Source organism: Streptomyces sp. T12 (assembly GCF_028736035.1).
Lineage (GTDB): Bacteria > Actinomycetota > Actinomycetes > Streptomycetales > Streptomycetaceae > Streptomyces.
The window spans coordinates 5,884,436-5,896,781 of record NZ_CP117866.1; the positions used below are offsets into that span (position 1 = coordinate 5,884,436).

Annotated in this window: 9 protein-coding genes; 7 read left to right on the forward strand and 2 right to left on the reverse strand. The window is 69.9% G+C overall.

Features of this window, described 5'->3' with window-relative positions:
- Positions 1 to 108 precede the first annotated feature (108 nt).
- The 4 genes from PBV52_RS26520 to PBV52_RS26535 all read left to right on the forward strand — a co-directional run bounded on the left by PBV52_RS26520 (position 109) and on the right by PBV52_RS26535 (position 4,798).
- Positions 109 to 750 (forward strand): type 1 glutamine amidotransferase family protein, encoded by a 642-nt coding sequence (locus tag PBV52_RS26520; protein ID WP_274241535.1) that lies wholly within the window; start codon positions 109 to 111, stop codon positions 748 to 750.
- Entirely contained in the window at positions 747 to 1,205 is a 459-nt protein-coding gene (locus tag PBV52_RS26525; RefSeq protein ID WP_274241537.1) for a MarR family winged helix-turn-helix transcriptional regulator, read from the forward strand. The genes PBV52_RS26520 and PBV52_RS26525 overlap by 4 nt, the downstream gene beginning before the upstream one ends.
- Positions 1,206 to 1,295: 90 nt before the next feature.
- Positions 1,296 to 3,275, forward strand: a complete 1,980-nt coding sequence (locus PBV52_RS26530) for a serine/threonine-protein kinase (RefSeq protein WP_274241539.1) — start codon at positions 1,296 to 1,298, stop codon at positions 3,273 to 3,275.
- Positions 3,276 to 3,394: 119 nt separating this feature from the next.
- Positions 3,395 to 4,798 carry a M20/M25/M40 family metallo-hydrolase gene (locus tag PBV52_RS26535; protein WP_274241540.1) on the forward strand — a complete coding sequence of 468 codons (1,404 nt, stop codon included), beginning with the start codon at positions 3,395 to 3,397 and terminating at the stop codon, positions 4,796 to 4,798.
- A 54-nt stretch (positions 4,799 to 4,852) separates the two neighbouring features.
- Here the strand turns inward: PBV52_RS26535 and PBV52_RS26540 are convergent, their stop codons facing one another.
- Entirely contained in the window at positions 4,853 to 5,614 is a 762-nt protein-coding gene (locus PBV52_RS26540; RefSeq protein ID WP_274241541.1) for an SLATT domain-containing protein, read from the reverse strand.
- A gap of 299 nt (positions 5,615 to 5,913) precedes the next feature.
- Here PBV52_RS26540 and PBV52_RS26545 point away from each other — a divergent pair, with 299 nt between their 5' ends.
- The 3 genes from PBV52_RS26545 (at position 5,914) to PBV52_RS26555 (ending at position 7,624) form a co-directional block, all read left to right on the forward strand.
- Positions 5,914 to 6,276, forward strand: a complete 363-nt coding sequence (locus PBV52_RS26545; protein WP_274241542.1) for a YbaB/EbfC family nucleoid-associated protein — start codon at positions 5,914 to 5,916, stop codon at positions 6,274 to 6,276.
- Positions 6,277 to 6,369: 93 nt separating this feature from the next.
- Positions 6,370 to 6,969 (forward strand): recombination mediator RecR, encoded by a 600-nt coding sequence (gene recR / locus PBV52_RS26550; protein WP_274241543.1) that lies wholly within the window; start codon positions 6,370 to 6,372, stop codon positions 6,967 to 6,969.
- On the forward strand, positions 6,962 to 7,624 hold the full coding sequence (locus tag PBV52_RS26555; protein WP_274241544.1) for a DUF5063 domain-containing protein: 663 nt from the start codon (positions 6,962 to 6,964) through the stop codon (positions 7,622 to 7,624). Before recR ends, PBV52_RS26555 begins: the two co-directional genes overlap by 8 nt.
- On the opposite strand, the gene PBV52_RS26560 is transcribed toward PBV52_RS26555, so the two are convergent.
- Complete coding sequence (locus tag PBV52_RS26560; RefSeq protein WP_274241545.1) at positions 7,575 to 12,197, reverse strand: hypothetical protein; 4,623 nt, start codon at positions 12,195 to 12,197, stop codon at positions 7,575 to 7,577. The two genes, PBV52_RS26555 and PBV52_RS26560, sit on opposite strands and share 50 nt — an antisense overlap.
- Between the last annotated feature and the right edge of the window lie 149 nt (positions 12,198 to 12,346).

Genomic DNA, 12,346 nt, shown 5'->3' on the forward strand with positions numbered 1-12,346 from the left:
TGTCGTCGGGGGGTTTCCGCGACAACCTGTCGACAGCCGTATGGGCAGGTTGACAGCAAGCTGTCTAAGTGACAGCATATTGTCATCTTCGGGTCTTCAGGAGGAGCGATGAGCACCGAGACCAGCGCCAGCATCGGCACCGGCACTGCCCGCAAGCCCGTGTACCTCGCCGTCTACGACACCCTGGCCGACTGGGAGCCGGGCCACGCCACCGCGCAGCTTGCTCGCGCCGGATACGAGATCCGCACCGTCGGCCCCACCCGCGAGCCCGTCACCACCGTCGGCGGCCTGCGCATCCAGCCCGACCTGGCCCTGGACGACGTACGGCCGTCCGACGCGTCCCTGCTGATCCTCCCGGGCGCCGATCTCTGGGACGCAGGCGACGAACTCGCCCCCTTCGCCCGCCTGGCCCGCGCCTTCCTGGACGTCGGCGTGCCGGTGGCCGCGATCTGCGGGGCGACGGCCGGGGTGGCCCGCGAAGGCCTGCTCGACGACCGGGACCACACCAGCGCGGTCTCCTTCTACCTGGCCGCGACCGGGTACGGCGGCGGCGAGCGGTACGTCGAGGCCGACGCCGTCACCGACGCCGGGCTCGTCACCGCCGGCCCCACCGAACCCGTCGCCTTCGCCCGGGAGATCCTGCGGCTGCTGAAGGTGTACGACGACGAGGCCGTCGACGCCTGGTACCGCCTGTTCCACGACTCCGACGCCGAGGCGTACGCCGTACTCGAGAAGGCCGGCGTTCTGTGAGCCGCGAACGCCAGGATCTGCTCAGCCGCAGCGCGCTCGGTGTCTTCCGGCTCAACGGCCAGTTCCTCGCGGTCGCCGAGGAACTGGCCCGTCCGTCCGGGCTGACGGCGGCGTGGTGGCAGGTGCTGGGCGCGGTGCTCGGCGAACCCCTCCCCGTCTCCGGCATCGCCCGCGCCATGGGCATCACCCGGCAGAGCGTGCAGCGCATCGCCGATCTGCTGGTGGACAAGGGCCTCGCCGAGTACCGGCCCAACCCGGCCCACCGGCGGGCCAAGCTTCTCGCGCCGACGGAGGAGGGGCGCGCGGCGATCTCCCGGATCAACCCCGGCCACGCGGCCTTCGCGGACCGGTTGGCGCAGGCCCTCGGGGAGGCGGAGCTCGCCGATGCGGTACGGGTCCTGGAACGGTTGTCGAAGGTGCTCGACCAGATCGCCCTTCCTGTTACGGAACCGTAGACGCAGCCCCGCTCACCTCGCCATATGCCGCACTATCGTGGGGCCGTTCGCGTAAGCGGGGGTTTGCGTAGGCGGGGTTGGGGGCGTGCGATGGAGAAGCTGGGGCCGGGCGATCCGCAGCAGATCGGGGCTTATCGGCTGCTGGCGCGGCTGGGCGCGGGCGGCATGGGGGACGTGTATCTCGCCCGGTCGGACCGAGGCCGTACCGTCGCCGTCAAACTCGTACGGCGGGAGCTGGCCGCCCAGGAGGAGTTCCGGGCCCGGTTCCGGCAGGAGGTGCAGGCCGCGCGGCAGGTAGGCGGGTTCTGGACCGCGCCGGTGCTCGACGCGGACACCGAGGCCGACGTGCCCTGGGTCGCCACCGGGTATGTGGCCGGGCCCAGCCTCCAGCGGGTCGTCGGGCGCGACCACGGGGCGTTGCCCGAGCGGTCGGTACGGATCCTGGCGGCCGGCCTCGCGCATGCGCTCAAGGATGTCCACGCCGCGGGGATAGTGCACCGGGATCTGAAACCGTCCAATGTCCTGATCACCATCGACGGTCCCCGCGTCATCGACTTCGGGATCGCCCGCGCGCTGGAGACGGTGGGCGAGAGCGGGCTCACGCGCACCGGCGCGCTCATAGGGTCGCCGGGGTTCATGGCGCCCGAGCAGGTGCGCGGGGACCGGATCACGCCCGCGTGCGACGTGTTCTGCCTGGGCTCGGTGCTCTCGTACGCCGCGACCGGCACGCTGCCCTTCGGCTCCGTCGACAGCGGCGCCCACGCCGTGATGTTCCGGATCGCCCAGGAGGAACCCGACCTGGAGGGGGTGCCCGAGACGATCGCCGACCTGGTACGGGACTGCTTGCGCAAGGACCCGGGTGCCAGGCCGACGCTGGACCGCATCCTGGAGCGCACGGGGGCCGAGGGCACCGTCTCCGGGGGGCGGTCCCGGGATCCGTGGCTGCCGGGTGCGCTGGTGGCGCAGCTGGGGCGGCATGCGGTGCGGTTGCTGGATGCGGAGGATCCGGTGGCGGGGCCGACGGGTCCGGCGGGTCCGGCGGATTCGGCGGGGCCTGAGGCTTCGGCTGGCGGACCGGTGGATCCGGGTGGCCCGGCGCCGGTGGGTTCGCCGGAGCTGGGCTCGGGTGCCCCGGCCCCCGTGGAGCCGACTCCCGCGGCCTCCCCCGAACACGCCCCGGCCGCCGGAGCGACGCCGCCGGACCAACTCCCCACCGTGGCCGCGACGCAGAGCGGCGGCCGGCCTGCGCCGCAGACACCGGCCACCCCGCCCCACCCGGCGTACGGCACCCCACAACAGCACCCGCAGCAGCCGGCGTACGGCTACCCGCCACCCGGCCCGACCTCGCCACCCCCGTACTCCGCGAACCCGCCCTACGGCCCGACTCCGCCCTACGGCCCGACTCCGCCCTACGGCCCGAACTCGCCGTACGCCCCCACCCCGGCGTACGACCCACCCCTGCCCTACCTCCCCACCACCCCACCCGAAGAGCCCCGCCGAAGCGGCCGTTCCACGGCGGCGCTCGTCGTCGTCGCGCTGGTCGTGGCGCTCGCCGCCGGTGGCTCGGTGTACGCCCTCATGAACGGGGGCGGCGACGACAGAACCGGCGGTGATCCGACCGCCAACCCGACCGCCAAGACCGCCACCACCGAGCCCCCCACCGGCGACCCGACCGCCCCCTCCGCTTCCCCGTCCCCGTCTCCGTCCGCGTCGGACGGCGTGATCCCGGCGGACTACCTGGGCACCTGGACGGCCTCGATCGACAACGGCGGCGGCGAGAACACGCGTCGGCTGACCATCCGGCAGGGCGACGTGGGCGACACTGTCCTGACCCTGGTCGCCGAGGGCCCCGCCGGCACCGGCACCTACCACTGCGAGTTCGATGCGGAACTGACCGAAGAGCCCGGCGAGAACGGCCCGTTGGCGATGGGCCCGTCCACCGTGACGGCCGGCGAGCCGGCCACCGCCTGCTCGCCGGGGGACGCCACCGAGGTCACGGTGCTGTCGGACGGCAGGCTGGAGCGGGTGAACACGAGCAGCGGGGAGAAGCTGACGTACACCAGGCAGTAACCCCAAGTGGCTGAGCGCAGGCGACCGCCTGACGCCGGCAACTGAGGCGCCCTTGCCGTCGGTTGCCATGTCCACAACCATGGCGGGGTCGGCCGGCATCGGCAGCCCCGGGAGGACCCATGCGTCGCAGCCCCACCAGGAGAACGGTCCTCACGGCTACGGCGGCGACCGCGGCGGCGATGACGGCAACCGGTACGGCCGAGGCGGCGCCCGCGTCGGCGAACCGCCCCCCGGCAACCGCCCAGCGCCCCACCCGCGAACTGCGCGCCCTCCTCCGCGAGATCGACCCCGCCCGCATCGAGGCCACGACCCGCAAACTGGTCTCCTTCGGTACCCGCCACACCCTCTCCGTCCAGGACGACCCGGCGCGCGGCATCGGCGCCGCCCGCGACTGGCTGGCCGCGGAGCTGAGGTCGTACGCGGCGGCCTCCGGCGGCCGGATGACGGTCGAACTCCAGTCGTACGTCCAGGAACCCGCCCCGCGCATCCCCACCGCGACCCGCATCACGAACGTCGTCGCGACCCTCCGCGGCTCGCTCACGCCGGAGCGCGTCTACGTCGTCTCGGGCCACTACGACTCCCGCGTCACGGACGTCATGGACGCCACCTCCGACGCGCCGGGCGCGGACGACGACGCCTCGGGTGTGGCCGTCGTGCTGGAACTGGCCCGGGTGATGGCGAAGCGCCGCCCTGCGTCGACGGTCGTGTTCGCGGCGGTGGCGGGGGAGGAGCAGGGCCTGTACGGATCGGCGTACATGGCACAGCAGCTGAAGGCGGCGGGCGCGGACGTCCAGGCCATGTTCACGAACGACATAGTCGGCAGCTCGACCGCGGACGACGGCACACGCGACCCGTACACGATCCGCCTGTTCGCGGAGGGGGTCCCCTCCTCGGAAACCCCCGAACAGGCGGCGATCCGCCGCTCGGTGGGCGGCGAGAACGACTCCGCGACCCGCCAACTGGCGAGATTCGTCAGGGACGTGGCCGAGAACGACGCCACCGGCATGCGGATCCGCGTGGTCTACCGCCGCGACCGCTACCGCCGGGGCGGCGACCACATCCCCTTCCTCGAACGCGGCTACCCGGCCGCCCGCTTCACCGAGCCGGCCGAGGACTTCGCCCACCAGCACCAGGACGTCCGCGTCGACGAGACCGGCAAGCAGTACGGCGACCTGCCGCAGTTCTGCGACTTCGACTTCACGGCGCGGGTGGCGAAGGTCAACGCGGCGGCGTTGTGGACCCTGTCCCAGGCCCCCGGAGCCCCGACCGGCGCCAAGATCATCACGACCACCCTCACGAACACCACGCAACTGGTGTGGACGAGGGGCCCGGAACCGGACCTCGCCGGCTACGAGATCGTCTGGCGCGAGACGACGGCCCCCGAGTGGACCCATGTGGTGCCGGCGGGCGACGTGACGACACACGAGGTGGACCTGTCGAAGGACAACGTGTTCGTCGGGGTGAGAGCGGTGAACACAGCGGGCCTGCGGGGGCCGGTGGCTTTCCCGGCCCCGCAGTCGTAAGCCGGTCCGCATCGCCAGTGCCCATTGTCCGGCCCGTCCGGGGGCCGCGGGCCCCTACCGAGGCTCGGGCGGGCGCTGCCTGGGCATGTTCGGTCGCGCCCCGTTCCCCGGTGGCACAGCGAGCCGCCCCTGCCCCACCCCCACGTCCTGCCGAGCCCCGCCGGCCACAGCCGACTGAATTCCCATCGGCGCCGACCCCGTCCGGAACTCCACCATCCAGTCCGCCGTCTCCGCCCGCACCAGCTCCGTCACGTCCTCCGAGAACCGCCGCAGCACCCCCAGACACCGCTCCGCCGCCTCACTCGCGGTCCCCTCGGCCGGTCCCAGAACCTCCCGCACACTCTCCGTCGCCCAGTCGAACTGCAACACCTGAAGCCGCCGCTGCACCGCCTGAGCCGTGGCGACGTCCCTTATCCACCCGGACGTCACCCCGAAGAACCGATCGACCGCCATACACGCCACCGCCAGCAGCAGCGCCAGATACCCCCACGGCGCCACCCCGCTCGCGACCCCCGTCAGATCCAGCAGCGGCAGCGCGGCCCCCACCACCGCCCCCACCGCGGCCCCACCCCGCAACGCCCGAGCCCCCCGCCGCTTCCACACGCGATCCGCGAGATACCACGCGGCCGTGTCCAGCGCCCCCCGCTCCACCCACCGGTACAACTCGTGCAACCGCACCGCGGGCTCCCCCCAGTCCCCGAGCGGAAACGCCCGCCCCCTCAGATCGCCCGGCCGGATCCCGGCCGCCCCTTCGCCGCCCCCGACGCCCCGCCCGTGCTGAGACGACCTCTCGGGCTGCATCTCCGGCTGACCCACCCGGCACTCCCTACTGATCACGGTGCGTGACACCACGTACGACCCGGGTACGACCCCCACGCCGCACGGAACGTCACGCAGCACCTGAGGCTGACGCGCCGGACCCTTCCTAGCGCCCCATGGGTGACGAAGAGATGCCTTTCGCCTCTTTTCCGCCCGGAAGAGGGTCTTGATCAGGTATCGGACTCCAGTTCCTCTCACTCGAAAGAGTGCTGGGGCGACGGCTGCGCCGACCACGTAGGCTCGTGCTGAACGGGAAATCCGAGCGGAAATCCCCGTACGAACACAAGGAGCTGATCGTGATCCCCGGTGGTGGCCAGCCCAACATGCAGCAGCTGCTCCAGCAGGCCCAGAAGATGCAGCAGGACCTGGCGAGGGCGCAGGAGGAACTGGCTCAGACAGAGGTCGAGGGCCAGGCGGGCGGCGGTCTGGTGAAGGCCACCGTGACGGGCTCCGGCGAACTCAGGGCGCTCAAGATCGACCCGAAGGCGGTGGACCCGGAGACTGCATCCATTGAAGAGACGGCCGAGACCCTCGCCGACCTGGTCATCGCGGCCGTACAGGCGGCCAACGAGAACGCGCAGAACCTCCAGCAGCAGAAGCTGGGCCCGCTGGCCCAGGGCCTGGGCGGCGGCAGCGGCATCCCGGGCCTGCCCTTCTGACATTCCCGGCGTTCTCCGGCTTGCCTTTCTAAGACGGGCCGCGGCCAACTACCGTACGTACCGTAAGGAACCCCAGGAAGGGACGGCAGTCCGTTGTACGAAGGCGTGGTCCAGGACCTCATCGACGAGCTGGGACGGCTGCCCGGCGTCGGTCCCAAGAGCGCGCAGCGGATCGCCTTCCACATCCTGCAGGCGGAGCCGACGGACGTACGGCGCCTCGCCCAGGCCCTGATGGAGGTCAAGGCGAAGGTCCGCTTCTGCGCGACGTGCGGGAACATCGCGCAGGAGGAGCTGTGCAACATCTGCCGGGACACGCGCCGTGACCCGGCGGTGATCTGCGTGGTCGAGGAGCCGAAGGACGTCGTGGCGATCGAGCGGACCCGCGAGTTCCGCGGCCGTTACCACGTCCTCGGCGGCGCGATCAGCCCGATCGAGGGTGTCGGGCCGGACGACCTGCGTATACGAGAACTTCTCGCGCGGTTGGCCGACGGGACGGTCACGGAGCTGATCCTGGCCACCGACCCGAACCTGGAGGGCGAGGCCACGGCCACGTACCTCGCACGCATGATCAAGCCCATGGGCCTGAAGGTCACCCGCCTGGCCAGCGGCCTCCCGGTGGGTGGCGACCTGGAATACGCGGACGAGGTCACCCTCGGCCGCGCCTTCGAGGGGAGACGACTCCTAGATGTCTGACGCCACGCTGCACGCGACCGAGCCGGACCCGGACGACTTCGCGGTCCAGATCTCGGACCAGATCGAGAGCTTCCTGGTCGCCGTCACGGAGGTCGCGAAGGGCGACGAGCCGGGCTCGACCGTGCCCTTCCTCCTCCTGGAGGTCTCCCAACTCCTCCTGGCCGGCGGCCGCCTGGGCGCCCACGAGGACATCGTCCCCGACGAGCGCTACGAGCCCGACCTGGGCCCGGAGCCCGACGTCGACGAACTCCGCGAGAACCTCGCCCGCCTGCTGGACCCGGTGGACGTCTACTCCGAGGTCTTCGACCCCTACGAGCCCCGCAAGGCCCCGGTCCCGGCCCGTATCTCCGACGACCTCGCCGACGTCATCACCGACCTCCGCCACGGCATGGCCCACTACCGCGCCGGCCGCACCACGGAGGCCCTGTGGTGGTGGCAGTTCTCGTACTTCTCCAACTGGGGTACGACGGCCTCGGCGACCCTGCGCGCCCTGCACTCGGTCCTGGCCCACGTCCGCCTGAACCAGCCCCTGGAGGAGCTGGACGGCCTGGACACGGACCAGGGCATGATGGGCGACGAGACGCTGGAGTTCGAGGCCGGCAGGGTCATGGAGCAGGAGATCGGGGAGCCGCTGGGGATGCGGCCGGCGAAGTAGCCTCCGGCTTGTCCGCTGTGGAAGCGTGCTCGGGCTTCATGACGAGCCCGGGCACCTTGGGGAGGGCGGTCCGGACGGCTTCGCGGACGCGGTCCAGGTCTACGCCGAGGCGTTCCAGCCTTTGAGGGAGTCCGTCGGCAGGTATTTCGGACCTGACGATGCGCAGGAAGTCGGCGATGGGCGCGTTGAGGGAAAGCGGGGTGTGGTACCCCGAAGAGGTCCGGCTGCGCCACTCACTCAGGCGGTAGTCGATGTCGTCCAGGTGGCTCACGCCGTCGCCGCGGATCTGGAAGCCGAGCGCCGTGCATTGCTTCGCAAGCTCGCCCAGGTCCTTGGAGAACCTCCACGAGGCCGCCGCCAACTTGTGGAGCGGCACAGGGGTTTCGTCAGCGAGACGCACAAAGACTTCGTCGACGAGACGAAGATCGAACGTGTCCAGTTCCTCGGGGGCTGCTTCGAACCGGGTGGCCAGACCGTACTGGGCCAAGCGGTCCAGTACCGCACTCGGGAGAACCCGGAGGCGATCGGCAACCTCAAGTACATGGCTCACGGGTACCGGCTGGTCCGGCGACAGACGGATACTGCCGGACCTCAGCCACTCCAAGAGGCTCACGTCATTGTCCTCGACCACGGAAGGAAGCTTCGTGTCCGGTGGTACAAGGCCATAAGCACGGAGCCGAGAGGCCACCGCACATGGTGAGAGCCCGCTGTCCAGAGATGCCACCACCACGTCAGCAACGGAGATCGAGGAATGCGCCGGGACGGTGTCGAGGATCACCGCGTCCGTGTCCTCCGCATGTTCCGGCAGCGTGGAGGGAGGAGTGAGTGCCAGGGCCCTGATGCGCTCGGCCATCTCGTGGAGGGAAATACCCAGACGGGACGAGCCTCGGACGAGCAGGCGGGGAGGAATCGCTTTGTCATCGCGGAGCTTCTCCCAGTCGTTGTGGTTCCAGCCCCATCCCGTACTTTCGGCGAGCGCTGCGTTGGTCAACCGTTCGTGAACGGGGGCGGTGTCCACGCGGAAGCCGAGTGCGCGTAGCTCTCGCACTACATCTGACACCGAGCGCCCCAACTCGGCACTGGTCTTGAGTACATGGCCTGCCGAGACAGGTTCCTCAAGGCTCAGCAATCGCCTGCGGCCCACGCCGAGGCTCACCAGGTGAAGGGTCTCCTTTGTCGCGCTCACCAGCTGGTTCTCACCCACAACAGTGAAACCGAACGCCTTCATCCACCGCATGGCCAACCCGATGTCGATGCCGAGCTGGAAGTGGGCCCTGAGGAGGTGGCCCGGAGGAACCGGACTACTGACATCGCACCACGGCTGCTGGCCGTTCAATTGACGGCTGAGCAGCTTGAGTGCCAGCTCGTCCGCTTCGTCCGCCACTGGGGCCAGTTCCGGAAGAGTAAAGCCAAACGCCTTCATTCTTCGAGCGGCCTCGATGAGGCTGATGCCGAACTCGAAGTGGGCTTTGAGTAGATGTCCGGGAGGCACAGCCCTGTCAGTGCAACGCCGGATCGACTTGGGATCCTCCAGTCGCACACCGTGCAGATCATTGCTCAGGAGCGCGAAGTTGATCTCATCGACGAGGGGATCGACTTCGGGCAGGTCCGGATACTCGAAGCACAGTTCGGCCATACGGCTCATGACGTCACGGAATGGCATCCCGCAGACTCCTGCCACAAAGAGTGCGTGGCCCGGAAGCGTCGCCTTACGGGACATTCCTCTGGGCGGGGGGCCGGCGGCCTTGCGGCGCGCGGCCCGAGTGAGGGCGTCAGAGGGGAGCGCCGGAAGGACCCGCTCGACCCGACTCAATTCCGGAACAATCTCGGCCAGGGCGGTCAGCATGGTGTTGGGGCGGTGGGCGAGCAATCTCCAAAGACGTGTGGAATCGTCTGGGGAGACATATGTGCTCGTCTTGGGGTACCCCTCATCGAGGTCGCTTCCTCGGATGATTTCGACATCCGGCGCGAAGAATCCGGTGACCGCCATGGATGAGGAACGGTCACATAACTCCAGCTCGTACCCGGCGGATCCAGCCGCTTCTGTCACGATGTCCGCGAGCCGGGGGTTCTGCTCGGCGATGTGAGAGAGCCACTCGTAGTCCAGGAGGGGAGGATCGGCGGACAGGAGCGCCGGCAGTGCGTCTCTTACGAGCCGTTCGACGTCCGCGCACACGTCGTCGTCCAGGATTTCTGTACGGTCCACCGACAGCCGGCGGGGGCGGGTCGCTCCGGAGAGGTTGACCACCACGCCGCGAAGCTCGCGCAGGTCACCATGACCGCTCAGGACGCCATTTCGCCTGCGGGGTTCGGCATGAATCCCATCGACCAGTAGTCCTCCGCCGTGTCGGCACCAGACCACCTGGCCGTCCCTCCCCAGGGGGGCGGCGTTCCAGGAAACCAGACGGCCATGAGCTTCGAAACCGTTGGCCTGCAGCCCCGGGGACTCTCGCGGGCGCAGCACACCCGCCTCCCACTCCGCGGTCTGCGCCCCATGCACGGCGGTCGTCCCGAACTCCGCGATCCCCAGGAATCGCCGCAACTCCCTGACACAGGAAGGCGCCTTCTCTCCCTCCCGCAGATACAGCCGCACCGTGGTGCCGATGGTCCCCGCCCGGCCGCTGGGCCGTACCCGGAAGTAATGCCCGGGCCCTGTGATCAGGACGGTGATCTCCCGCAACCGGCCGTCGACGGAGTCCATGTGACAGGTCGTCACCCGCACTTCGTCCGCGAGCATGAAGTAGCTGAGCACCCCGATGCCGAACCGGCTGTTCGGATGCATGGTGACGCCACGGCCCTGCCACTCCTGCCGTTCCTCCTGGTAGCGAGGCAGGTCCGTGAAGCGCACCCCGGCCTGGGAGAAGACCTCGGACAGCGTGAGCTCGTCCATGCCGACGCCGTTGTCCCGGCATTCCAGGTAGTACCGGCCTTCCTCCTCGTCGAATCCTTGGGCGAACTCGATCCGCCCCAGGTACGAGTTGAATCTGTCGGCCGCCTGGGCGCGAGCTTGCCGGTAGCGGCAGGCGTCCAGGGCGTTCTGGTAGAGCTCACGAATGGCGAGGGAGCGGTCGCGGTAGAGGTTCTCGCCCATGAGGAGTTCCTGGACCCGTTCCTCGTCGAGCCGGAAGCGGATGACCCCGCCGACCGGAACGGGGCTGCCCTTGTCATCGACCTCGCGTACGCCGTCGGCACGGGTGTACAGCGGCAGGGCGTCGAGTTCGGGGGCGCCGACGTGCCGTACGGACTGAAGCAGTGACTCGACCCGTCGGCTGTGTTCGGTCAGGGCGGCGACGACGGCCGGGTGGTCGCAGTCGGCCTTGAGCCCGACGCTGCCCCGACCGAACCGCCAGGACGCCTTGCCGACCGTGGCCAGTAGCGTGGCGGGAACGAGCGCCTCCGGGATCCCGACATGCCGGACGACCACCGAGGGCAGACTCGTGACCTCGGCCGCCATGCCGTGGGCGATGGCGAACAACGACCCCACCAGCCGCTCCCGCATGTCCTGGAAGTCATGACCGTGGAAGTCGAGGGGGAAGGCCTCCTCGCGCAGATGCTCGGCGCGCGCGGGATCGTAGAGCTCCGCCGGTCCTGCGTGCGCACAGGCCAGCAGCCGGGACAGGAGTTCCGGATCGAGTACGACATCGACGTCGCTGAGTCCGGCGCCAGCTGTGTCCACGGCCGACAGGAGTTCCGCGAGCCGTCCTGGTTGCTGGTCCGCCCACTGGTGGTACAGCCACCATCCGATCTCCCGCCGCCCGTCCCGACGGTCCTTCAGCCTGCCCAGCTCCACACGCCTGACCAGCCGTTCGTGCCCCCGCACCAGCACCTCGTACATCCGACGCTCCTCGTCCGGCTCTGTCCGCTGCCCAAGATCCGTAGGGCCGACGTGGGACAGTTCAGCCGCCGTGCGCGACCGGTGCACCTGGTACAGGAACGGCAGCAACGCGATCAGCGCGGCCTCGCCCGGGGCGAGGAAACGCTCCTTGTCCTTGCGGAGCAGATGCATGAGCTTGTTGGCACTGGAGGAGATCCGTCGTGCCAGGTGTCCGTCGTGCCAGGGGTCGTCGGCGAGGGTGCGCCGTGCTTCGTCGTACAACTCCGCCAGACGGTCGGCGACGTCTTCCGCCTGTTCCCGAAGGGACGAGCCGTGCCCCTCTTCATCGGAGTCGAGACACTGCCACGCCAAGGACTTCGCGACCTCCTTCCGCCAGTCCAGGCGGTGATGGGCAGTGCGGGGCGAGCTGGAGGCGGCGAGGCCGGCGTCCGGTCCGGTGCCTCCGCTGCGCCGGGCTTTCCGGGCCTGCGTCGCCATGTCGTGCCACTCCTGGTTCGGACGTCGTCGAACCGACTGTGAGCGTCTGCGCGCGATTCCGTACAGCGCGGACAGGAACGGGTCCAGGGTTTTGTTCTGGCGGGGAATCGTCCCACCCAGCCATTCCGAGATGGTGCTGTCGGCCGGTGGCTCTTCGCCGCGTGGCAGATCCCTTCTCATCTCCGCGCGGACGGCGGCCGCTTCGGGATGTCCGGCCTGCTCCAGCAGCGTGCTCAGCGCTGTCCAGTACTTCTCCGCCATGGCTCCCCGCCCGTGCGACCTCGGTCCCGTGCCCCGAGTCGGGCCGACTCGGCCGACTCGTAAAGACCCAAGTTACTGCTCTGACCTGCGGAACCACCGCCGATTGCGGAGACAGGACGGGACGGCAGCCATGCCGACCCGGGCACTGT

Coding starts and splice junctions, on each gene's coding strand:
- PBV52_RS26520 (WP_274241535.1), top strand. CDS start 109: ATGAGCACCGAGACCAGCGCCAGCATCGGCACCGGCACTGCCCGCAAG.
- PBV52_RS26530 (WP_274241539.1), top strand. CDS start 1,296: ATGGAGAAGCTGGGGCCGGGCGATCCGCAGCAGATCGGGGCTTATCGG.
- PBV52_RS26535 (WP_274241540.1), top strand. CDS start 3,395: ATGCGTCGCAGCCCCACCAGGAGAACGGTCCTCACGGCTACGGCGGCG.
- PBV52_RS26555 (WP_274241544.1), top strand. CDS start 6,962: ATGTCTGACGCCACGCTGCACGCGACCGAGCCGGACCCGGACGACTTC.
- PBV52_RS26560 (WP_274241545.1), bottom strand. CDS start 12,197: ATGGCGGAGAAGTACTGGACAGCGCTGAGCACGCTGCTGGAGCAGGCC.